The sequence below is a fragment of the Pseudomonas fluorescens genome (assembly GCF_902497745.1).
Lineage (GTDB): Bacteria > Pseudomonadota > Gammaproteobacteria > Pseudomonadales > Pseudomonadaceae > Aquipseudomonas > Aquipseudomonas fluorescens_BM.
In genome coordinates, this window is sequence record NZ_CABVHJ010000013.1 from 57,240 (window position 1) to 78,967 (window position 21,728).

Sequence of the window (21,728 nt, forward strand, 5' to 3'; positions counted from 1 at the left end):
TGTGAACGACGCAGATCCAATGTGGGAGCGAGCCTGCTTGCGAAGGGGCCGGAACTGCTGGCCTCAATCTCCCTTGGGCAGCTCAATCACAAACCGCGTCCATCCCGCTTCAGATTCGCAACGAATCTGCCCACCATGGGCGCGGATGATGGATTGAGTAATCGCCAATCCCAACCCCGCATGCTCACTGCTACCTTCCTGCCGCGCCGGATCCGCTCGGTAAAAACGGTCAAACAGCCGTGGCAACAACTCCGCAGAAATCCCCTCGCCACTGTTCTCGACTGAAACGCGCACAGCGCTCTGTTGATCAACGATCCGCAAACTCACATAGCCCTCAGCCGGGGTAAATCGCAGCGCGTTGTCGAGCAAATTCGACAAGGCCCGGCGCAACATGCTGCGATCACCATCGATCCGCGCATAACCCTCGCGCGTCAGCTTGACCCCGGCGTCCTCCGCCAGCGGCGCAAAAAACTCCAGCAGCAGATCGGTCTCATCCGCCAATTCCAAGGGTTCGCGCTTGGGCATCAGCAAGCCGTGGTCAGCCTTGGCCAGATACAACATGTCGTTGACCAGTTGCGCCATCCATTGCAGCTCTTCGAGGTTGCTGTGCAGCGCTTCGCGGTAATCCTCGATCGGCCGAGGGCGGGTGAGGGTGACTTGGGTGTGGGTCAGCAGGTTCGACAGCGGGGTACGCAGTTCGTGGGCGATGTCGGCGGAAAACGCCGAGAGCCGCTGAAACGAGTCGTCGAGGCGTGCGAGCATGGCGTTGAAGCTGTGGGCCATTTCCGCAAGTTCTGGCGGCATTTGCGCTTCCGGCAATCGGGCATTCAACGATTGTGCGGAAATCCCACGGGCGACTGCACTCATGCGCCGCAACGGACGCAAGCCGCTGCGTGCGGCCCAGGCGCCAAGCAAAGCGGTGGCCAGCGCTGACAGCCCGACGGTCAGCCAGATCAGATGCTGCATGCGTTGCAGAAAGTGTTGGTGATGGGTGATGTCCAGCAGCAAGGTCAATTGCGGTGAATCGGTTTTGTCCGGGTAGAGCGGGGTGTTGAGCACGCGATAGTCGGTGCCGTCATGGCTTATGGTCGACAGGCCGGATTGTCGCGGCAAATCCTTGGGAATCTGCGTCGAACTGTCATACCAGCGCTGGCCGTCAGCGCCGGTAATGCGCAGCGACAGATCGGCCTGGCGACTCAGTTCATCTGCCAGTCTTGCTTCACGTTGGTCAGGCTGAAGATCCTGCAAGGCGCGGCGCAAGCCGATCAGTTTGCCATCCAGTTGCTGCTGGTCGAGTTCGATGAAGTGCGCCTCGCTGGCGCGGTTGAACAGCACGCCGGCGAACAGTGAAACCACGGCGGTGCAGGCGGCAAACAACAAGGCCAGGCGCGAACTGAGGGACAAACGACGCATCAGGCGCCACGCTCTTCGAGCACGTAACCCATGCCGCGTACGGTGTGGATCAGTTTGTTGGGAAACTCGTCGTCGATCTTCAGACGCAAACGGCGGATCGCCACTTCGATGACATTGGTGTCGCTGTCGAAATTCATGTCCCAGACTTGCGAGGCGATCAGCGATTTCGGTAGCACTTCACCCTGGCGGCGCAGAAGCATTTCCAATAGCGCGAATTCCTTGGCGGTGAGATCAATTCGTTGGCCACTGCGTTCGACCCGACGGCGAATCAGATCCAGGCGCAGATCGGCCAGTTGCAGACTGGTTTCCTGGGTTGTAGCGCTGCCGCGACGCAACAGGCTGCGCACCCGCGCCAGCAGTTCGGAGAAAGCGAAGGGCTTGACCAGATAGTCGTCGGCGCCCAGTTCGAGGCCATGCACTCGGTCCTCTACCGCGTCTTTGGCTGTGAGAAAAAGTACCGGCGTATCCAGCCCGGCGCTGCGCACCGCTTGCAGAATCTGCCAGCCGCTGCGCCCCGGCAGCATCACGTCGAGGATCAGCAGCGCGTAATCACCGCTCAAAGCCAGGTGCTGACCGCTGTTGCCGTCGGCCACCAGTTCCGTGTTGAACCCGGCCTCGGTCAGGCCTTGGCGCAGGTATTGGCCGGTTTTCGCTTGGTCTTCGACGATCAACAGTTTCATGGGCGACTCGGGTGGGTTCGGGGGTGTAGAAACGAAAGCTTTATACCGTGAGCGCAGGCGACAAACGCCAACCTGACAAAGTTGTAATCTGCCTGTCAGCTAGATGCCAGCGCAGGCCGGCTAAAGTTTCCCACAGGCTGAACCTTATCTTGTTGGAGAACGACCATGTTTTTACGCCAATCCCTGACGTTGGCTGCCTGTCTGTTGGCGCTGAGTTCGCCAGTGTGGGCCGCGCCAGCCCACACCTACGATTTCGGCCAGCCAGCGCCTGCCGCCAAAGCCACGCGCAGCATTGAAGTGGTGATGGGCGATATGTCCTTCGATCCCAAGGCGATTCAGATCAAGGCCGGTGAGACCGTTCGCTTTGTGCTGGTGAATAAAGGCCAGTTGTTGCACGAATTCAACCTCGGTGACGCGGCGATGCACGCCAGACACCAGCAGGAAATGTTGCAGATGCAGCAAAGCGGCATGCTTACGCCTACCGGCATGAAGGAAATGTCCCACGATATGGCCGGCATGGATCACGCAGCGATGGGCCATGGCATGAAGCACGATGATCCGAACAGCGTGTTGGTCGAGCCAGGTAAAACCGCCGAGCTGACCTGGACCTTCAGCAAGGCCACCAGCCTGGAATTCGCCTGCAATATTCCCGGGCATTATCAGGCGGGCATGGTCGGCAAACTGACAGTCAGTCAGTAAGCACTCAAAGGCGCGGGCAAAGGCTGGTAGAATCCGCTGATTCTTCAGTCAGGTTTCCGCCATGCATCCCGCAGCCGAACACTCGCCGCTGGGCAAATCCAGCGAATACATCGCCACCTACACGCCGTCCCTGCTGTTCCCGATTCCGCGCACCGCGAAATGGGCCGAGCTGGGCCTGACCGCCGACACCCTGCCGTATAAAGGTGTGGATTTCTGGAACTGCTTCGAGTTGTCGTGGCTGCTGCCGTCGGGTAAACCGGTGGTGGCGATCGGCGAATTCAGCATCCCGGCGGATTCGCCGAACATCATCGAGTCGAAGTCGTTCAAGTTGTATTTGAACTCGCTGAACCAGACGGCGTTTGCCGACGTCACTTCTTTGGAAGCAACGCTGGTCAAGGACCTTTCTGCTGCTGCCGGCAAACCGGTGGGCGTGCGGGTTCGCAGCCTGAAGGATGTTGAAGCGGAGGGCGTCGTGGCGTTGCCGGGCGTGTGCATCGACGATCTGGATATCAGCGTCAGCAACTATGAACATCCGCGCCCTGAACTGCTGCGTTGCGATGATTCGCGGATTGTCGAGGAGAGCGTGCACAGTCATCTGCTCAAATCCAACTGCCCGGTGACCAGTCAGCCGGACTGGGGCACAGTGGTGGTGGAATATCGTGGCTCGGCGCTGGATCATGCGAGTCTACTGGAATATATCGTCAGCTTCCGCCAGCACTCGGACTTCCATGAGCAGTGTGTGGAGCGGATTTTCCTCGACTTGCAGCGCTTGTTGAAACCAGAAAAGCTCACCGTATTTGCACGTTACGTGCGTCGCGGTGGTCTGGATATCAATCCGTATCGCAGCACCGAAAACGTACAGCTGCCGAACCATCGATTGGTGCGTCAATAAAGATCCGGAATGTGCGATATCCAATGTGGGAGCGAGCCTGCTCGCGAATGCGGTGTGTCATTCAACGATGATGTCGATTGACACGACGGCTTCGCGAGCAGGCTCGCTCCCACAGGGGACTGCATTGCAAATCGTAGACATGAAAAAGCCCTGCCAGTGATGGCAGGGCTTTTTTCGTTTCGGGGGGAGTCAGATCCCCATGCTGCCCAGCGCGTTGACGATGTTGCGCAAGGTGCCAGCTATGGTTGGATGGTCAACTTCAAAGCGTTCAACGGCGAGGTTCACGCCGTCGGCAATGTTCGAATCGTTGGTCTTGGTTTCGAGTTCAAGTTCCAGTTCAATCTGCGCCATCAGCGCATGCAAATCCTCACGCTCGGCTTCCGACAGCGGCGGATTCTGCTCCAGCTGCTCGCGCAGGGTATCGAGCTGTTTTTGCAGTTCTTGGGCGGGCATGGTGTTTTCCTTTTATCAATAGGCACTGGCATTGACCGCAACCGCGCGCCAAAGGTCTATGGCTGACCTTTAGATTAATCCACTCCCGGCAAACCTGCATGATCCCGATCAGGGCTTTTCGCCTTTGAGCCGGCGCAGGCTGATGTCCGCCAGGCAGGTGTCGAGTTCGCCCAGATGATCGATCACCGAATGCACGCCCAGCCCGAATAACTGCACGGTCGCCTTGCCACGCAACTGTTCGCGTTCTTTCTGGCTCAAGGCTTGCCATTCGCCCGGTGCCAGGCCGCACAGCGAGCCGCAGGAGGCGAGGCCGATGGTCCACAGCCCGGCGTTCAGGCCGGCCTGCAACAGGCGCGGCTCACCGCTGACCAGTACGCAGCCGTCCAGACTGGCGACGTTCAAGTCCATCAAGGCTTGCCAGCAGGCATTCGGCGCAGGCCATGGATTGATTGTTGCCGAATGTTGCGCAGGTTTGATTGACGCCGGCAGTGAGGCCGACAACGATTGGGCGAGGGCAGGGGGCAGTTCATCCAGCCACGCGCAAGGAATCTGCTGGCGCTGCAAACTGTGCAGACTTTCTAGCGCGCCCGGCGTGGCCTCGGCATATTCGGGCCGGGCGATGGTATTTAGACGAGCGCGAGCACCGAAATCCACCAGACAGCCGCTGAGTCCAAACAGTACGGCGGTCAGGCTGGACGCGGCGACGGGCAAGGTTTCGGCGTGTGTCATGGCAGCGTCCCTGAAATAGCGATAAGGCTAGTCATTCCAGGTGACAGTTGCGTGACGACTATGTGAAACACGGCGTGGGAGGCGTCCTACAACTTTGCACAATTGGCCGACTGCCCAAACCGGCTTTTGCGCTTATACTAGCGGCCTTAATGCCCGGGCCCCGATGCCCGCGACAGTACATATCCAAGGAGTTTTTCTATGCGCTGGAGCTATCCGCTCGCTCAGCTAAGTGTATGTGCCGGCCTGTTGCTGGCGCCGTTCGCCACTCAGGCGGCAACGGAAGAAGACCCTTGGGAAAGCGTCAACCGCCCGATTTTCCAGTTCAATGACTTCGTTGACACTTACGCGCTGAAGCCATTGGCCCAGGGCTATGAGTTTGTAACGCCGCAGTTCCTCGAAGACGGCATCCACAACATGTTCCGCAACGTCGGTGACGTCACCAACCTTGCCAACAACATCCTGCAAGCCAAACCGGCTGCTGCGGGCGTCGACACCGCTCGCCTGATCTTCAACACCACGTTCGGTCTGCTGGGTTTCTTCGATGTCGGCACCAAGATGGGCCTGAACCGTAGCGACGAAGACTTCGGTCAGACCCTCGGTTACTGGGGCGTGGGTAGCGGTCCGTACGTGATGCTGCCGCTGATGGGGCCGAGCACGTTACGCGATGCGCCTTCCAAGTACGTCGACAGCTACACCGGTATGTACCGCTACATCGACCACGTACCTACGCGTAACTCGATCTTCGGTCTGAACATCGTCGACACCCGTGCCAGCCTGCTGTCGAGCGAAAAGCTGATCAGCGGCGACAAGTACACCTTCATCCGCAATGCTTACTTGCAGAACCGCGAGTTCAAAGTGAAGGATGGCCAGGTCGAAGACGATTTTTAATCTCGACCGGTAAAAAGAAAGGCGACCTCCAGGGTCGCCTTTTTTGTGTGTAGCTATTTCATCTTCAGAATGGTCAGACCGAGCTTCTGGCCGCCGCCATCTTGAGGCTTGATCCAGACCACTTCGGTCTCGGCTTCAAGCCCGCTGAGCGCCGCGTGTTCGGAGTCGATGCGCACGCTCAAACGGTCGCCGACCGCGAACTGGCGCGGCGCTGCGACCTGCATGCCGCTGCTGGAGAGGTCGATGCACACCCCTGAAACCTCATCCCCTTCATGAATCAACACGACATCGGCATCGACCCGCATGCGGATGAAATCGCGCTTTTCGCTGTAGTCCCGACTGGTTTGACTCATAGGTTCGTCCTTCCATTGGGTTACGGTTTGAGCTGTTCTTATAACTCTCGGTGATTTGACAAGTAAAGTCGTCAAGCGACCATCGGCGCATGCTTGAAACGCTCTGCGGATGGGAGTACCGTCTGCGCCTTAGAAGGGCACCTCTGATGTAACCGCGTTTGCAGCCAATGCTCGAAAGCGGTGCAGCAGAGAGGCTAGAAAGCGAATCCAGTAGTTTGCGCAGGGCCCGATGCCCCGCCAACTACGCCAACCTAATTCTGGCGCCGTTTGCCCACATGCCAAAAACCAGTGCCACGCTGCTGATAATCGATGATGACGAAGTAGTGCGCGCGAGCCTCGCGGCCTATTTGGAAGACAGTGGTTTCAGCGTCCTGCAGGCCAGCAACGGCCAGCAGGGTCTTCAGGTATTCGAGCAAGACACGCCCGACCTGGTCATCTGCGATCTGCGCATGCCGCAGATGGGCGGTCTTGAACTGATACGTCAGGTCACTGAGCGGTCACCGCAAACGCCGGTGATCGTGGTGTCGGGTGCCGGCGTGATGAACGATGCGGTCGAGGCCCTGCGTCTGGGCGCGGCGGATTACCTGATCAAGCCTCTCGAAGATCTGGCTGTGCTCGAGCACTCTGTGCGCCGGGCCCTGGATCGTGCGCGTCTGCTGCTGGAAAACCAGCGCTACCGCGAGAAGCTGGAAAAGGCCAACCGCGAGCTTGAGGCCAGCCTGAACCTGCTCCAGGAAGACCAGAACGCCGGTCGCCAGGTGCAGATGAACATGCTGCCGGAAAGCCCGTGGAGCATCGACGAGTTCAGGTTCGCCCACCAGATCATCCCGTCGTTGTACCTGTCGGGTGATTTTGTCGACTATTTCCGTGTCGACGAGCGCCGGGTCGCGTTTTACCTGGCGGATGTCTCCGGGCATGGTGCCTCTTCAGCCTTCGTCACCGTGCTGTTGAAGTTCATGACTACGCGCTTGCTGTTCGAATCCAAGCGCAACGGCACATTGCCGGAATTCAAGCCTTCGGAAGTCCTTGGTCATATCAACCGGGGGCTGATCAGTTGTAAGCTGGGTAAACACGTCACAATGGTCGGTGGAGTCATCGACGAGGAGACCGGTTTGTTGACCTATAGCATCGGCGGCCATCTGCCGTTGCCTGTGTTGTACACGCCTGACAGTGTTCGTTATCTCGAAGGGCGTGGTCTGCCGGTGGGCCTCTTCAATGAAGCCACCTACGAAGATCACGTGCTTGAGCTGCCGCCGACGTTCAGCCTGACGCTGATGTCCGATGGCATTCTGGATCTTTTGCCAGAACCTACGCTCAAAGAAAAAGAAGCCGCTTTGCCTCAACGGGTGAAGTCGGCGGGCGGCAGCCTGGATGGTCTGCGGCAAGTTTTTGGATTGGCCACGCTAGGGGAGATGCCGGATGATATCGCCCTGTTGGTGTTGAGCAGGAATCTTTAATGAGTACCGGTAGAATCCAGTTCGCCGAGCAGGACGGCACCTTTGTCCTGAAGTTTGTCGGTGAAGTTCGCCTGACCCTGTGTTCGGCGTTGGATGCGACTATTGAGAAAATCTTCACCGCGCTGAATTTCAACGCGATCGTGATCGATTTGACCGAAACCCGCAGCATCGACAGCACGACGTTGGGCCTGTTGGCCAAACTGTCGATCCTGTCGCGGCAGAAGGTCGGCCTGCTGCCGACCGTCGTCACCACCCACGAAGACATCACCCGTCTGCTGCAATCGATGGGTTTCGAGCAGGTGTTCAACATCGTCAACCACCCGGTGCCATGCCCTGAGTGCCTGGACGACCTGCCGGATCAGGACCAGTCGGAAGAAGTGGTGCGGATCAAGGTGCTCGAAGCGCACAAGATCCTCATGGGCCTCAACGATTCCAATCGTGAAGCGTTCCATGATCTGGTGAATGCCCTCGAGCGGCATTGATTTCATGATGTGATGTGTCTGGGCTGGCCCCTTCGCGAGCAAGCTCGCTCCCACACTGGATCAGTGTCGATCACCAATCCCCTTGTGGGAGCGAGCTTGCTCGCGAAGGCTTCAGTTCAGTCAACGCGGCTCTCAATGCAGAATAAAAAAGGGCGAACCTGTGAAGGTTCGCCCTTTTGCATTTCCCTAACTCAAATCACAGCTTGGCTTGCAACAGCGCCTCAAGCTTCTCCTGGTCGCGAGCAAACTGACGGATGCCCTCAGCCAGTTTCTCGGTGGCCATCGCGTCTTCGTTGGACAACCAGCGGAATTGCGCTTCATTGAGGCTCAGACGGGCTTCACCGGCATTGCCCGGTGCCAGTTTACGCTCCAGCTTGCCGGTATCGGCCGCCAGTTTGTCGATCAGGTCCGGGCTGATGGTCAGGCGATCGCAGCCGGCCAGTTGCTCGATCTGGTTGAGATTACGGAAGCTCGCGCCCATGACCACGGTCTTGTAGTCATTGGCCTTGTAGTAGTTGTAGATGCGGGTGACCGACTGTACGCCCGGATCATCAGCACCGGTGTACTCATTGCCGTTGGCCTTCTTGTACCAGTCGTAGATGCGGCCCACGAACGGCGAAATCAGGAACACGCCCGCATCGGCGCAAGCCGCAGCCTGAGCGAAGGAGAACAGCAGGGTCAGGTTGGTCTGGATGCCTTCCTTCTCCAGCACTTCGGCGGCGCGGATGCCTTCCCAGGTCGAGGCGATCTTGATCAGAACGCGATCACGGCCAATGCCGGCCTTGTCGTACAGTTCGATCAGGCGATGCGCGCGCTTCAGCACGGCATCCTTGTCGAACGACAGGCGCGCATCCACTTCGGTGGAGATGCGGCCCGGAATCACTTTGAGAATTTCCTGACCCACCGCAACGCCGAAACGGTCGCTGGCCAGGCCGACATCGCCCTTGCAGTCGCTGACGCAAGCGTTCAGCAGCTCGGCGTACGCCGGAATGGCCGCCGCTTTGAGCAGCAGGGAAGGGTTGGTGGTGGCGTCGACCGGTTTGACTCGGGAGATCGCTTCGAAGTCGCCGGTATCGGCAACAACGGTGGTGAATTGTTTGAGTTGTTCCAGCTTGGAAGTCATGGGCGTGCTCTATCCTATGGGTCTGATGACATTACCCGAGCGCTGACGGTCACTCAAGGGCGTGTACGTGTATCGATGGCCCCTGCGGCAACAACCTGAAAACGATTGTTTGAAAGGTGGGGCGGGCTATCGATGAATACGATGCCAAAACAGCCAACAGGTTCAAAGCAACCGACCTGCGAACAGGCCGGTTGTGTATGTGCTACTGGGCGTTCAACAGGGCTTCGACCGACATGCGCGCCGGTTTCGGTTGCCCGTCGGACATCAGCAGGCCGAAGTTCTTCTCGCGTTCATTGCTGCCCGTATCGCTGTTCTTCCATTCGTAGATGGAGGTCAGCGGGATGTTGAGTTTTTTAACATCGCCGATAAACGCATTGATCTTGCTCGCCTGACCTTCGGCACCGCCGTTGGACGCGAGTGCCGAGATTCCCCATTCACTGATGACGCCCGGCAGATGGAAGTTCTGCTGAATAAATGCCTGCGCGTTGCTGATCTGCGCGGCCGTCATGCCATACGGGTGATAGGACACGGCGCTCAAGCATTTCGGGTATTCGCTGACGATGCGGTTCAGCGCTACGGTGGAAGCCGAGCCAGCGCTGGGTGGCCGGGCGAAACCGTATCCGATTACCGGCGTCGATGGCGGTTGTCCTTGCAGTGTCTTGCACACGGCGCTCATGAACGGCACAAACGTGGTGTCGAACTTGCCCGTCGGCCAATAGGTTTCCAGATCGGGTTCATTCCATAGTTCGATCGCGACCAGTTGCGCGCTGTACGACTGTTGCAATCCCGTCACCGCCTTGGCAAAGCCTTCACCGGCCGTGGCCAGATCGGCAGTAGACCCGGCAGGCAACGGTTTGATGGCGCGAACCGTCAGCAGAACCGGCAGTCCGGCGGATCTGGCCGCCGTAAAAGCATTACTGACTTGTTGCTGATAAGCCTTGGCCGTCAGGCTGTCGCTCCACACGCCGAAGCGGACAAAACCGAATCCGGCCGATTTGATCTGCGCGGCGTCCGCAGCCGTGAAGTTCTGAATCTTCACCTGAACACCGATGTTCTTCGCCGGAAGGTTGGGAAACGTTTCGCTGGCGTGCAGCGCGGTCGTTGCACCCAGTGTCATCAGCGCCAGCGCGCCGAGTCGTTTGAGATGTGCTGATTTCATGTCTGCTCTCCCGAAGAGAAGTGACAACTACGAATATTGATCTCGTTACTCGGTTTTCGAACGAAATGATGGCACTTAGTGCGTGAATGTTATTTTTTGTCGGAAATCAAACAGCCGAAAATCACAGTTATTTTTAGTCCGCTAATTGTGGTTGGGGGACTTTTAGACGCTGTGGTACTTAATGCTCCAGTACTAACAGGGCGAATCTATTTCTGAGTGCAGGAAGATCTTGAGGGTTCATTCAAATGCTCTCGGGATGTTGGCCGTTTGACATTACACAGGAAAGTAAAACCTTGTTCAGAAAGATCCTTGTTGTTTGCGTGGGCAATATATGCCGAAGTCCGACGGCAGAACTGATGCTGCGCAACGCGCTGGCGCCTTCAGCGATCACCGTTTCCTCCGCAGGCCTGTCAGCACGGGTTGGCGAGGGCGTCGAAGCTTCCGCACGTCAGGTGCTGGAAGACCATGGGCATAGCGCCGAAGGCTTCACGGCACGGCAACTGACCGCGGACATCGTCAATGAATCAGACCTGATTCTGGTCATGGAAAAACAGCATGTTAATCAAGTATTGAAGATTGCCTCTCACGCGAGAGGCAAAGTATTTCTGCTCGGTAAATGGCAGAGCGAGCGCGAAATACAAGATCCCTATCGTCAAGGCAAGGCCGCTTTTATTCATGCCCATGCATTGATTGAAGATGCTGTCAGCTCATGGGCACAACGCCTCGTGCGTTGATGAATATTCTTCAGATCAATGAATGGTAAGAACAGACTTATGCAGTTACCGTCCGTAATCGGCACCCGCGACAATGATCAAGACAGTATTGATCTGCTCGGTATATTCGGCAGTTTGATCGACCAGAAATGGTTGATCGGCGCATTGACCGGGGCCTTTATGGTCACCGGTGTGGCCTATGCGGTTTTGGCCACGCCCGTGTACCTGGCGAATGCGCTGGTGCAAGTCGAGCCGAAAAAGAACGACATGCTCGGGTTTTCCGACCTCAACAGCATGCTCGGTGGGCAATCGCCGTCGGTGACCGAAATCGGCATCATCAAATCCCGCGCGGTGATCGGCAAAACTGTTGACGACCTGCGCCTGGACATCGATGTCACCCCCAACACCTTCCCGATGATTGGCGGTTTTCTCGCCCGGCGTTATCGCGGCGAGACCGAAACCAGCGTCGCTGCGCCGCGTTTCGGCCTGAACAGCTATGCCTGGGGCGGCGAGCGTCTGGAGTTCGCCCGGCTCAATCTGCCCAAAGAGCTGTTGGGCAAGAAACTCACCCTGATTGCCGGCGAACAGAAGCGTTTCCAGCTACTCGATGACAACGACAACCTGCTGGTGGAAGGCATTGCCGGTGAAGCCTTCGCGCAAGATGGCGTAGAAGGGCAGATCACCCAGTTGTTGGCGAATCCCGGTACGCGTTTCGAAGTGGTGCGCAACCCGCGAATCGTGACCATTCAAGGCTATCAGGACGCGTTGGATATCTCCGAGCAGGGCAAGGAATCGGGGATTATCAAACTGGCGCTGGCCAGCAGCGACGCCGCTGAAGCGGTGAAGATTCTCAACAAGATCGCCGCGCTGTACGTCGATCAGAACGTGCGCCGCACTTCGGCGGAAGCGGCGCAAAGTCTGGCTTTCCTGCAGAGCCAGTTACCGCAGGTCAAGCGCGATCTGGCCAAGGCCAGTGATGCGTTGAACGCCTATCAGACCCACGGCAAGACCGTGAACATCTCGCTGGAAACCCAGTCGGTGCTCGGCCAGTCGGTGGCGCTGGAAACGCGGATCTCCGAGCTGAAAATGCAGCAGGCGGAGATGGATCGCAAGTTCACCAAGCAGCACCCGGCCTATCGCGCGTTGATGAGCCAGATTGGCGAACTGACCCAGCAACAGAAATCGCTGGAAGGCAAAGTTGGTGATCTGCCCGCGACCCAACAAGAGTTGCTCAACCTGACCCGCGATGTCGAAGTGGCCTCGCAGATCTACACGCAGTTGCTGAACAAATCCCAGGAACTGGACATCGTCCGCGCCGGCGCCGTGGGTAATGTGCGTTTGGTCGACGCGGCCGATGTCGACCTGACCAGTCCGGTCAAACCGAAAAAAGCCCTGATTGTGCTGATTGCTACGTTCCTCGGCGCTTTTGTCGGCGTGGCGCTGGTGCTGCTGCGCAAATCCCTGAGCCGTGGTCTGGAAGGCCCGGAAGCCATCGAGCAACTCGGCTTGCCGGTGTACGCGTCGATTCCGTACAGCGCCTTGCAGGATGAAGAAGACAACAAAAAAGGTCGCGCCCGCGACGGCGTCGACAAACCGGCGTACCTGCTGGCCCTGCGTAATCCGACGGATCTGTCGATCGAATCGATCCGTAGCCTGCGCACTTGCCTGCATTTCGCCGGGCTCGATTCAACCAACAACCGCATCATGATTTCCGGGCCGAGCCCGCAAGTCGGCAAGACCTTTGTCTCGTCCAACCTCGCAGCGGTCATGGCGTTGAGCGGCCAGCGCGTGGTGCTGATCGATGCCGACATGCGCAAAGGTCACCTGCACAAAACCCTCAACACGCCGATCACCAACGGCCTGTCCGACCTGCTGGTCAAGCGCTGCAGCATCGATCAGGCGATCAACAAAATCGAAGTCGACAACCTGCATTTCATCAGTCGCGGTCAGGTGCCGCCCAATCCTTCCGAACTGCTGATGCACGCCAATTTCCGCGAATTGCTCGCCGAACTGAGCGAGCGTTATGACCTGGTGATCATCGATACGCCACCACTGCTGGCGGTGACCGATGCCGCGATTGTCGGCCGTGAAGCCGGGATCAGCCTGATCGTCACGCGCTTCGGGGTGAACCCGGCCAAAGAAATCGAACTGACCATTCGCCGCTTCGCGCAGAACGGCATCGAGTTGAAAGGCGCGGTGTTCAACGGCGTCGAGAAGCGCGCGGCCAGCTACTACGGCAACGGCGGTTACGGCTATTACAACTACGAATACGCGTCCGACAAATCCTGACTGTCAGCGACTGTTTTTTCCTGTTTGAAGTGGGTGATTTGTGAAGAAAATACTGCACGTGGCAGAGACGATCAAAGGTGGCGTCGCGACGGTGATCCGGACGATTTCGGCTTCGCCCGAAGGCGATGCGGCGAACTACGAGCTGGTGTATCTGGTCCCCGAGGATCAGGCCAAGGAGTTGCACGGCATCGGCGCGCAGCAGATCCGCACCTTCCTCCGCACCGGGCGCAATGTGCCGTCGTTGCTGCGTTTCGCCTGGCGCCTGACCCAGGTGATGCTCAAGGAAAAACCCGACGTGGTGCATTTGCACAGCACCTTTTCCGGGGTAATCGGTCGTTGCGTGTGTGTGCTGCTGCGACCGTGGCGCAAGCCGAAAATCGTTTACTGCCCGCACGCGTTTTCGTTCCTGATGGAAAGCTCGCCGACCAAGCAGAAAGTCTATGCGTGGATCGAGCGGGTGCTGCAGAAAGTCACCGACGTGATCATTTGCGTCAGCCAGTACGAACTCGACAAAGCCGCGCGCTTCGGCATCGAGCGCAAGCGCATGACGCTGATCTACAACGGCATTCATCGCAAGGAAGACGCGCAGAAAGCGGTTGGCAACGAGCCGATTCATCTGCTGTTCGTTGGTCGCCTCGATTATCAAAAGGGCTTCGATGTGCTGCTCAAGGCTTACGCCAAGGTGCAGCGCAGCGACATGAAACTGACCGTGGTCGGCAGTGCCGTCAATGAGGACGCGGTCGAGTGCCCGCCGATGGACGGCGTCGAGTACCTGCCGTGGGTCACCCCGAGCGAAGTGCAGGCGCTGTATCAACAATCCGATGCGCTGATCGTGCCGAGTCGCTGGGAAGGTTTCGCCATGGTGCCGCTGGAAGGCATGGCCATGGGCTTGCCGGTGATTGCCAGCAACTGCACGTCGCTGCCTGAACTGGTCACCAATGAAGTCTCCGGTTATGTCTTCCCGTCCGGTGATCACCAGGCATTGGCCGACGTGCTGACGATCATCCAGAAGCCGCGTTTGCTCGACCTCGGCAACCAAGGGCGCAGCATCGTCCGCGAGCGTTTCAGTGCCGCGTTGATGATTCGCCAGACCTACGACCTGTATCGCGCTCCCACTTTTTAAGTAGAACTCAAGCATATGAACGTAACGATTTTGCATGGCTACAGTGCGTCCAACTCCGGTGACGGCTTGCTCGTCGATCTGGCCATCGCGCTGGTGCAGCGCAACTTTGGCGAAGACACCGCGATCAGCGTCGTGGCCTCCGACCCGGACTCTTTCAGCTACTTGCCGCACCCGCGTTTCGACGCGCCGGTGATGGCGGCCAAGGGTTTGGGCCGGGTCAAGCAAGCGGTGTTCCTCAATCAGTCCTACGCCGGGCTGGCGGATCTGCTGAAGAAAACCGACCTGATCGTCGGCGTTGGCGGCGGCTACATGCGTTCGAAAAGCGCTTTCGAACACATCAAGCTGAAACTCGGCCACGCCAAACAACTGGAAACCGCGATCCTCAGCAAAGTGCCGTCGGTGTACCTGCCGCAAAGCATTGGCCCGTTCCATGGCGAGAGCAGCAAGATCGTCGAGCACTACGCCAGCGCCGACGCGGTGTTCGTGCGCGACAATCGCTCTTCGGCGATTTTCGATGCCTGCGCCAACGTCTACCGCGCGCCGGATCTGGCGGTGCAGTCGCTGGCGAGCAAAATCCTCCAGCAAGCGAAGTTCACCCGCTGCGCGTCATCGCCAGCCACGGTGTGCGTGGTACTGCGCAAGCCGCCGGAGTGGAGCAAGGAAAAGAAAGTCGCTTACGTGGCTAACCTGAAATTGCTGCTGCAGCGTTTGAAGAACAAAAGCAAAGTGGTTTGCGCGGTACAGAGCGCGGTACGCGGCAACGATGACGGCGCTTTTTATCGCGAGCTGGGTATCACTGAAGACCTGTTGTCGCTGAAGGCGACGATTGCCAAATACCAACCGGACCTGGTGATCTCCGTGCGCCTGCACGGCGCTATCGAGTCGCTGCTATCCGGCGTGCCGGCGTACCACGTCAGCTATGAACGCAAAGGCTTTGGCGCCTATCAGGACATGGGTGTCGAGGACTGGGTGATCAACGGCGGCGACATCAATGTCGACACCATCATCGACACGGTTTACGCGCCGAATGCGCTGTCGAATTTCGGCAAGCGCCTGACCGATACCTGCCGTGAAATCGAAGCGAAAACCGTGGCCATGGACGAGATCATCAAGGGTGTCATTCGATGATATTTCGGCTACTGCTTCGCGGCGGAGCCTTGGGCGCGAAGTTTTTGCTGGTGTTGGCGATCACCCATTACCTCGGGTATGAGGCGCTGGGCTTTTACGGTGTGGTGGTCGCGGCATCGCTGATTGCGTCGAAGTTCTACAGCGTTGGTTTCAGTTCCGAGATCAATCGCTTGATCAGCGTCGGTGGCAGTTCGCGCCGCGTGGTCGACAAGGTTTTGCTGCTGTATCTGGCGGTGGGGCTGGTGCTGTCGGTGGTGACGGTGCTGATTTATTCACTGTTCCAGACAGTTGAAGCGAGCGCCGCGCTGATCCTTTGTGTGACGCTGGTGTTGCTCACTGAGCACCTGTCGTTCGAGATCAACTCGTTCGTGTTTTCCGCGCAGAAAGCCACGGCCGGTGCGCTGCTGTTTTTCATCAAGACCGGCCTGTGGGCGCTGTTGGCGGTGGGCGGGATGATGCTCGATTGGGTCTCGGGAATCGCCAGTGTGTTGTGGCTGTGGGTCGCTGCCAACGTGCTGGTGATCATCGCCGGTTATCTGATCGTGGTGAACGTGCACAAGGGCCGGGTTGCCGGGACGCTGGCCACGGGCACCGTATGGAGGGCTGGTTTGCCGTTCTACCTCGGCACCGGGCTGATCGCGCTGAGTCAGTACGCCGAGCGCTTTCTGATCATCGACCTGGAGCCCTACGCCAGCCTCGGTAAATATGTGTACGCGTGGTCGGCGGCCAACACTTTGCAGGCGCTGTCGTATGCGGTGGTGGCGGTGGTCGGCATACCGGTGTTGGCCAAGCGTTTTCAGGCTGATCAGCAGGTATTCACGGTCAAGCAACTGTTCATTAACAAGTGGGTCATGCGCTCGCTTGTAGTGTCGACAGCGGTGGCAGTGGCGATCTATGTGTTTTTCAACGTGGTGCTCGATTACGTCGCCACCAGCGTGCCGCGTCCGGACAATGCGATCCTCGGCGTACTGATTTTCTCCTTCGCCTTGCGGGCGATTGGCGACATTGTCTGGGGCGGATTGATTGCCTCGAAAAACAGTCGCGTATCACTGGCCAGCGCTGCCATTTGTTTGTTGATTTCAGTGCCGGTCAGCTATCTGTTGATCAGGCACTATTCGATCTACGGCGCGGCGTGGGGCAATGTCTTCGCGATCATCGTGCAGCTTGTGGTGATTGCCGTGCTGACCCGTGCGACCCAGGCGAAAAAGGCCGCATTGTCATGGGCCTGAAGCTGCCGTGCATCGAGTTTCGTGGCAAGAGACTCGATTCGTATGTTTCGTTCCTGATCCTCTTCACCGGGTTGTTTCTCTCGGTGGCGATGCCGCTGCTGATCCCTCGTGATCCGGGGCCGGATGCGATGACCTTGTGGTCGTCCTACGCCCGCGCCGACAACTGCAATTTCTGGAACCCGTTCTCGCCGGATCGCTCGTCCTACGAGTGTTCGGCGTTCCTGCTGCGGCCCACCGGGATCAACCTGACCAATGCCTGGGCCTACGGCATGTTCTGCAATTTTTTCCTCACGGCGATTCCGGTGGTGGTGTTCCGCCGCATGCCGTTGGCGATCTTCGGCACCTTGTGTCTGTGGGGCATTGTGCGTTCGTTTTTCCTGGAGAACCTGACCAAGGAAATCATCGTGTCGGTGGCGGTGTTGAGCATTCTGCTCAGCTCGCTTACGCGTAAATATCGCGGCGGATTCTTTCTCTCGGCGGTGATCTACGGCGTGCTGATCCGGCCTTACTGGATTCTGTTTTCGCTGTCGTGGGTCGGCGTCTGCGTGATGAAAAAGTATGTGTCGCGCACGACGTTCTTTCTGATGCTGTTCCTGTTCTACCTGGCGGTAGCGATGTCGATCCAGATCGCACTGGGCTTTCCGGTGTCGTCGATTCGCGCCAGCAACAACGAGTTGCGCACGGCAGGCGAGGAGGGCTCGAAATCGTTGATCGTGTCGTGGCTCAGCGGCAGCGACTTCGTTTCGCAGGCGCTGGACTCGATGATCATTTTCTTCCGCTTGTCGTTCCCGGTGGAGCTGATTCTGCTGTCGGGTCCGGGGCAGGTGATTTTCGTGGCGTTGATGATCATGACCGCGCTGCTGCTGTTCAAAGTCATCACCTCGACCGATTACAAGGGCGCGCCGATCCAGACCAAACCCAAGGAACTGATCGCGATCCCGCTGGCGTTTCTGCTGGTGCAAGGTCTGTTCGAGCCGGACTTCGGTTCCTTTGCCCGGCACTTCTCGATGGTGGTGCCGGTGTTGTTTGTCGGCCTGGGCTTGATGCTGCGGGCGAACAAACCGGTGCAGGTTGAATCAAGAATTCTGAATTGAGGCAGGTGCTTTATGTCGAGCAAGAAAAAGTCCCTGGAGATTGAAACCCTGCGTGGCCTGGCGTGCCTGTTGCTGGTGCTCTATCACGTCATCGGGCCGTTGGGCGGCGGGTTGAAGATCGATATCGGCTCGCCGTTCCGGGTGATCGCTGATTCGATGGTCTACGTGCGTATGCCGCTGTTCACGTTTATTTCCGGGTACATCTATTCGATCTACAAAATTCGCGGCAATGACTTTTCCGCGTTCTTCAGCGGCAAGGTGCGGCGCTTGATCGTGCCGCTGTTTTGCGTCGGCGTGCCGTTCTCGGTGCTGCAAGCGGTGGGGCCGGGGGTGAACAAGGATGTCGGCGTGATCGACGCGTTGCTGTCGTTCTGGGTGCCGATCAACCACTTCTGGTTCCTGCAGGCGGTGTTCATCATTTTCATGTTCGTCGGGCTGCTGGAGTGGCGCGGGATGCTGCGCTCGGCGACGCGGCTGTATGGGCTGTTTGCGTTTGCGGCTGTGTTGTTTCTGTTGCCGCCGTTCAAGTTCGATGCGTTCGGGATTAACGGCGCGATTTATCTGTTGCCGTTTTTTGTCGCGGGGATGATTGGCCAGGAGAATGTCGACGCATTGAAGCAACGCTTCAAGGTGATCGGGCCTGTGGTGTTTGTACTGATCTCGCTGACGCTGTTGTATGTGGCGGCGATTGATCGTGAGTTGATTGTTGATCGTCGTAGTTTGATCGGGTTGACCGTGGGTTGCGTGTCTTGCATCGCCTTGCTGTCGAGTGATATTCGGTCGAAAGCGCTGACGTGGTTGGGCGGATATTCGTACGCGATTTTCCTGTTTCATGTGCTGTTCGCGGCGACGTCGCGGTTTGTGCTGGGGCGGTTGGGGGTGAAGGATGAGAGCTTGCTGGTGCTGGGTGGCTTGAGTTGTGGCTTGCTTGGGCCGGTGGTGTTGTCGATGGTTTTCAGCCGGTTCAATTTCACCTCTGTGTTGTTTCTTGGTGAGCGCGCGGCGAAGAAGAAACCGGTGGTGCCGGTCGCCCCGGTGGTGCAACCACAAAGCAGCTAAGAGCTTCGCGAGCAAGCTCGCTCCCACAGTGGATCCGTGTCGTACACAAGATCTCTTGTAGGAGCTGCGGCACGCTGCGATCTTTTGATTTTGTTTTTGAAGCGCAGGATCAAAAGATCGCAGCCTCGTTTCACTCGACAGCTCCTACAGTTGATCTGTGTACACCCCGGCATTCAGTGGGCCATTCCAGACTGAAGGAAATTTTGCATGTTGGCAGTAGATGACGCGCAACCCGTCGCAGCGTCGGTGGTTCAGGTGGGCGATGCCCGCGAGCGTTTTGCGCAGTGGCGTGAAGGCAAGGCCGGCGCGGTGTTGTCGGTCTCGGTGATCGGCGACAGCTACAGCGCCGGACAGGATTTTTACCTGAACAAACTGGTGCAGCGCGTGGCCGGGGAAGTGGGTTTTGCCGGGCCGGGTTACGTCGGTTTCAACCACGGCGCGGCGCTGGGAGGCACCCATTTCAAATACACCCGCAGCAGTGACAAGTACTTCGGCGGCGACTGGAAGGTTTCAGAGTTGGGCCAAGCGAGCCCGGACAGTCGCACGGTAACAGGCCGGCCCGGCGCATGGCTGCAGGTGGATGCGAGTCCGACGCCGCGCATCGATACCGCTGTCACTCAGGCGAAACTGCTTTATCTGGGCGCCGGCGAATCCAGCGAGATCCGCTATCGCTGGTCTCCCGCGCAAGACTGGCAACCCCTGAAGCTTGAAGGTTCGGGCGTTCAGGAAGTACCGCTGACAGGCCTCTCGGCAGCGAAAGAATGGTCCTTCAAACTGGAAGTGGTGAAGGGCGCGCCGACGTTGTTCGGCCTGTGGATGAGCAACGATCTGAATGGCGTGCGGGTCTCGAAGCTCGCGGCATCGGGTGCGGCTTCTGCGGATTTCTATCACAAGGATCCGCAGTGGCAGGTGCAGTGGAAAGCTGCGGTATCGAAGATTCCTGCGGACGTCTATCTGATCATGCTCGGTGGCAACGATCAGGGCTTCGGCGTGAAGCCCGCGCAGTATCTGCAGAACGTTCAGGGGCTGGTGGGCATGCTGCGCGAGATTCAGCCGCAGGCGAGCATCAACCTGATCATGCGTCAGGACACCACGCGCTCCAGTGCGTATCCGATGTCGGCGTACGCGCAGGTGCTTGAACCGTGGGCGCGTGAGCAGCATCTGGGGTACGCCAATCTTCAGTGTGCGTTCGGGCCGGACGTTAAACGCTACGCGGCGGCGATGATCGGCCCGGACAAGATTCACCCGGTGCCGGCCACGGGCGGCAAGGTGATTGCTGACTACTTCTATAGCTGGATCACCGGCGCCAAGGATCGTTGCGACGCCCTCCCGAAATAACCACAAAACCCCCGTAGGAGCTGCCGAAGGCTGCGATCTTTTGATCTTTTTTTTTTGATTAAGATCAAGATCAAAAGATCGCAGCCTTCGGCAGCTCCTACAGGGGGAATGTGTCAGGCATTAGACGTCCTGGGCGAAGGCGTCGACTTGCTCGAGCAACTCCGCAATCTTCTGCGGCATCAAGCGCGTATCGCAGCGCGTCTCGACGTTGATGATGATCGCCGGATCGTTACAGCAAATCCGCACACGAAAGCGCCAGTCGCTGAAGATCACTTTCAGACCATCGCGATCATCCATTTCCAGCGCCTGCTCGCCATACAGCTTTTTCAAATGCGCGAGCAGCGGATAGGGGTCGCGCAGCGGCCGGCGAATGTCCCCGGACGCCGGAAACACACCAATCCGCTCCACCAGCAGAATCGTGCCCAGCCAGGTTTCGTTGGCGCTGGGCAACGGTTGATGGCGCGACAGCCAGCTCATCACCCCGAGGTTACCCACCTCGCGTTCAATCTCTACGGAATGTTGTGCAATGTTCATGGTGGCCTCGTCGAGTGGGGGGAGCCGTCTCAGCGGCCCTTGAGGTAAACGTTTTCGTAGCAGAAATTGGTTGCTTGCAAATAACCCTCGGCGTCACCGCAGTCAAAACGCAGGCCTTTGAATTTGTAGGCCAGCACGCAACCGTTCTGCGCCTGTTTCATCAGTGCGTCGGTGATCTGGATTTCGCCGCCCTTGCCCGGTTGGGTGTCGGCGATCAGGTCGAAAATGTCCGGGGTGAGGATGTAACGACCGATGATCGCCAGGTTCGACGGCGCGTCTTGCGGGGCCGGTTTTTCCACCATGTTGTTGACCCGATAGATGCCTTCGGACATCAGTTCGCCGGCGATCACACCGTACTTGTGGGTCTGGTCGGCCGGGACTTCCTGGATGGCGACGATTGAGCAGCGGAATTTCTTGTACAGCTCAATCATCTGGGTGAGCACGCCGTCACCTTCCAGGTTCAGGCACAGGTCATCGGCCAGCACTACGGCGAAGGGTTCGTCGCCGATCAGCGGACGACCGCTGAGAATTGCGTGGCCCAGACCTTTCATTTCCACCTGACGGGTGTAGGAGAAGGTGCAGGTGTCGATCAGCTCGCGGGTGCCGGCAAGGAATTTCTCTTTCTCGGTACCACGGATCTGGTGTTCGAGTTCGTAGCTGATGTCGAAATGGTCTTCCAGCGCACGCTTGCCGCGACCGGTGACGATGGCCATGTGTTGCAGACCGGCGTCCCGCGCTTCCTCAACGGCGTACTCGATCAACGGCTTGTTGACGATCGGCAGCATCTCTTTTGGCATGGCTTTGGTGGCCGGCAAGAAACGCGTGCCGTAGCCGGCAGCGGGGAACAAACATTTACGAATCATAAAAGTATCCTGGACAGTCATGGAACACAG

22 protein-coding genes and 1 pseudogene are annotated in these 21,728 nt (G+C 58.2%); 13 read left to right on the forward strand and 10 right to left on the reverse strand.

The genetic code is table 11. From position 1 onward, the window contains the following. Nucleotides 1-63 precede the first annotated feature (63 nt). Both F8N44_RS20130 and F8N44_RS20135 read right to left on the reverse strand, forming a co-directional pair. Nucleotides 64-1,413: a heavy metal sensor histidine kinase gene (locus F8N44_RS20130; RefSeq protein ID WP_150651524.1), complete on the reverse strand. Its 1,350-nt coding sequence runs from the start codon at nucleotides 1,411-1,413 to the stop codon at nucleotides 64-66. Continuing rightward, the gene (locus tag F8N44_RS20135) at nucleotides 1,413-2,093 is read right to left on the reverse strand and encodes a heavy metal response regulator transcription factor (RefSeq protein ID WP_007910514.1); all 681 of its coding nucleotides are present in this window, start codon (nucleotides 2,091-2,093) and stop codon (nucleotides 1,413-1,415) included. Before F8N44_RS20135 ends, F8N44_RS20130 begins: the two co-directional genes overlap by 1 nt. Before the next feature lie 165 nt (nucleotides 2,094-2,258). Here F8N44_RS20135 and F8N44_RS20140 point away from each other — a divergent pair, with 165 nt between their 5' ends. Together F8N44_RS20140 and queF are read left to right on the forward strand one after the other, a co-directional pair. Beyond that, nucleotides 2,259-2,792, forward strand: a complete 534-nt coding sequence (locus tag F8N44_RS20140; protein ID WP_038362253.1) for a plastocyanin/azurin family copper-binding protein — start codon at nucleotides 2,259-2,261, stop codon at nucleotides 2,790-2,792. Between the two features lie 61 nt (nucleotides 2,793-2,853). Next, entirely contained in the window at nucleotides 2,854-3,684 is an 831-nt protein-coding gene (gene queF, locus F8N44_RS20145) for an NADPH-dependent 7-cyano-7-deazaguanine reductase QueF (RefSeq protein ID WP_150651525.1), read from the forward strand. 26 nt (nucleotides 3,685-3,710) lie between these two features. Here queF and F8N44_RS31825 read toward each other — a convergent pair. The 3 genes and pseudogenes from F8N44_RS31825 to F8N44_RS20160 all read right to left on the reverse strand — a co-directional run. After that, a pseudogene (locus F8N44_RS31825) lies at nucleotides 3,711-3,809 on the reverse strand (metal ABC transporter ATP-binding protein); the annotation flags it as partial. A 64-nt stretch (nucleotides 3,810-3,873) separates the two neighbouring features. Beyond that, nucleotides 3,874-4,137, reverse strand: a complete 264-nt coding sequence (locus tag F8N44_RS20155) for a DUF4404 family protein (RefSeq protein WP_095121064.1) — start codon at nucleotides 4,135-4,137, stop codon at nucleotides 3,874-3,876. A gap of 108 nt (nucleotides 4,138-4,245) precedes the next feature. Next, nucleotides 4,246-4,866, reverse strand: a complete 621-nt coding sequence (locus F8N44_RS20160) for an HAD family phosphatase (protein WP_150651526.1) — start codon at nucleotides 4,864-4,866, stop codon at nucleotides 4,246-4,248. 198 nt (nucleotides 4,867-5,064) lie between these two features. On the opposite strand from F8N44_RS20160, the gene F8N44_RS20165 reads away from it, so the two are divergent. Then, entirely contained in the window at nucleotides 5,065-5,754 is a 690-nt protein-coding gene (locus F8N44_RS20165) for a VacJ family lipoprotein (RefSeq protein WP_038362262.1), read from the forward strand. A 53-nt stretch (nucleotides 5,755-5,807) separates the two neighbouring features. Here the strand turns inward: F8N44_RS20165 and F8N44_RS20170 are convergent, their stop codons facing one another. Next, nucleotides 5,808-6,107, reverse strand: a complete 300-nt coding sequence (locus F8N44_RS20170; protein WP_150651527.1) for a PilZ domain-containing protein — start codon at nucleotides 6,105-6,107, stop codon at nucleotides 5,808-5,810. Nucleotides 6,108-6,382: 275 nt separating this feature from the next. On the opposite strand from F8N44_RS20170, the gene rssB reads away from it, so the two are divergent. Continuing rightward, the gene (gene rssB, locus F8N44_RS20175; protein WP_150651528.1) at nucleotides 6,383-7,564 is read left to right on the forward strand and encodes a two-component system response regulator RssB; all 1,182 of its coding nucleotides are present in this window, start codon (nucleotides 6,383-6,385) and stop codon (nucleotides 7,562-7,564) included. Beyond that, complete coding sequence (rssC, locus tag F8N44_RS20180) at nucleotides 7,564-8,046, forward strand: anti-sigma factor antagonist RssC (protein WP_003226553.1); 483 nt, start codon at nucleotides 7,564-7,566, stop codon at nucleotides 8,044-8,046. The genes rssB and rssC overlap by 1 nt, the downstream gene beginning before the upstream one ends. A 196-nt stretch (nucleotides 8,047-8,242) precedes the next feature. On the opposite strand, the gene tal is transcribed toward rssC, so the two are convergent. Then, entirely contained in the window at nucleotides 8,243-9,169 is a 927-nt protein-coding gene (gene tal / locus F8N44_RS20185; RefSeq protein ID WP_150651529.1) for a transaldolase, read from the reverse strand. 202 nt (nucleotides 9,170-9,371) lie between these two features. Then, a complete protein-coding gene (locus F8N44_RS20190) occupies nucleotides 9,372-10,328 on the reverse strand; it encodes a cellulase family glycosylhydrolase (RefSeq protein WP_150651530.1) in 957 nt (318 codons plus the stop codon). 293 nt (nucleotides 10,329-10,621) lie between these two features. On the opposite strand from F8N44_RS20190, the gene F8N44_RS20195 reads away from it, so the two are divergent. The 8 genes from F8N44_RS20195 to F8N44_RS20230 all read left to right on the forward strand — a co-directional run bounded on the left by F8N44_RS20195 (nucleotide 10,622) and on the right by F8N44_RS20230 (nucleotide 20,301). Next, the gene (locus F8N44_RS20195; protein WP_150651531.1) at nucleotides 10,622-11,062 is read left to right on the forward strand and encodes a low molecular weight protein-tyrosine-phosphatase; all 441 of its coding nucleotides are present in this window, start codon (nucleotides 10,622-10,624) and stop codon (nucleotides 11,060-11,062) included. 39 nt (nucleotides 11,063-11,101) lie between these two features. After that, a complete protein-coding gene (locus F8N44_RS20200; RefSeq protein WP_150651532.1) occupies nucleotides 11,102-13,330 on the forward strand; it encodes a polysaccharide biosynthesis tyrosine autokinase in 2,229 nt (742 codons plus the stop codon). Between the two features lie 40 nt (nucleotides 13,331-13,370). After that, nucleotides 13,371-14,453: a glycosyltransferase gene (locus F8N44_RS20205; RefSeq protein WP_150651533.1), complete on the forward strand. Its 1,083-nt coding sequence runs from the start codon at nucleotides 13,371-13,373 to the stop codon at nucleotides 14,451-14,453. A gap of 15 nt (nucleotides 14,454-14,468) precedes the next feature. Next, nucleotides 14,469-15,581, forward strand: coding sequence for a polysaccharide pyruvyl transferase family protein (locus F8N44_RS20210; protein WP_150651534.1), 1,113 nt, complete (start codon nucleotides 14,469-14,471; stop codon nucleotides 15,579-15,581). Further along, the gene (locus tag F8N44_RS20215; RefSeq protein WP_150651535.1) at nucleotides 15,578-16,810 is read left to right on the forward strand and encodes a phosphoribosylaminoimidazole carboxylase; all 1,233 of its coding nucleotides are present in this window, start codon (nucleotides 15,578-15,580) and stop codon (nucleotides 16,808-16,810) included. Before F8N44_RS20210 ends, F8N44_RS20215 begins: the two co-directional genes overlap by 4 nt. Next, the gene (locus F8N44_RS20220; protein ID WP_007910541.1) at nucleotides 16,801-17,904 is read left to right on the forward strand and encodes a hypothetical protein; all 1,104 of its coding nucleotides are present in this window, start codon (nucleotides 16,801-16,803) and stop codon (nucleotides 17,902-17,904) included. The genes F8N44_RS20215 and F8N44_RS20220 overlap by 10 nt, the downstream gene beginning before the upstream one ends. A 12-nt stretch (nucleotides 17,905-17,916) precedes the next feature. Continuing rightward, nucleotides 17,917-18,963 carry an acyltransferase family protein gene (locus F8N44_RS20225; RefSeq protein WP_150651536.1) on the forward strand — a complete coding sequence of 349 codons (1,047 nt, stop codon included), beginning with the start codon at nucleotides 17,917-17,919 and terminating at the stop codon, nucleotides 18,961-18,963. 207 nt (nucleotides 18,964-19,170) lie between these two features. Next, complete coding sequence (locus F8N44_RS20230; protein WP_150651537.1) at nucleotides 19,171-20,301, forward strand: SGNH/GDSL hydrolase family protein; 1,131 nt, start codon at nucleotides 19,171-19,173, stop codon at nucleotides 20,299-20,301. A 120-nt stretch (nucleotides 20,302-20,421) separates the two neighbouring features. Here F8N44_RS20230 and F8N44_RS20235 read toward each other — a convergent pair whose 3' ends face one another. Both F8N44_RS20235 and galU read right to left on the reverse strand, forming a co-directional pair. Next, nucleotides 20,422-20,835 (reverse strand): mannose-1-phosphate guanylyltransferase, encoded by a 414-nt coding sequence (locus tag F8N44_RS20235; RefSeq protein WP_150651538.1) that lies wholly within the window; start codon nucleotides 20,833-20,835, stop codon nucleotides 20,422-20,424. A gap of 29 nt (nucleotides 20,836-20,864) precedes the next feature. After that, nucleotides 20,865-21,698, reverse strand: coding sequence for a UTP--glucose-1-phosphate uridylyltransferase GalU (galU, locus tag F8N44_RS20240; RefSeq protein WP_108225788.1), 834 nt, complete (start codon nucleotides 21,696-21,698; stop codon nucleotides 20,865-20,867). Between the last annotated feature and the right edge of the window lie 30 nt (nucleotides 21,699-21,728).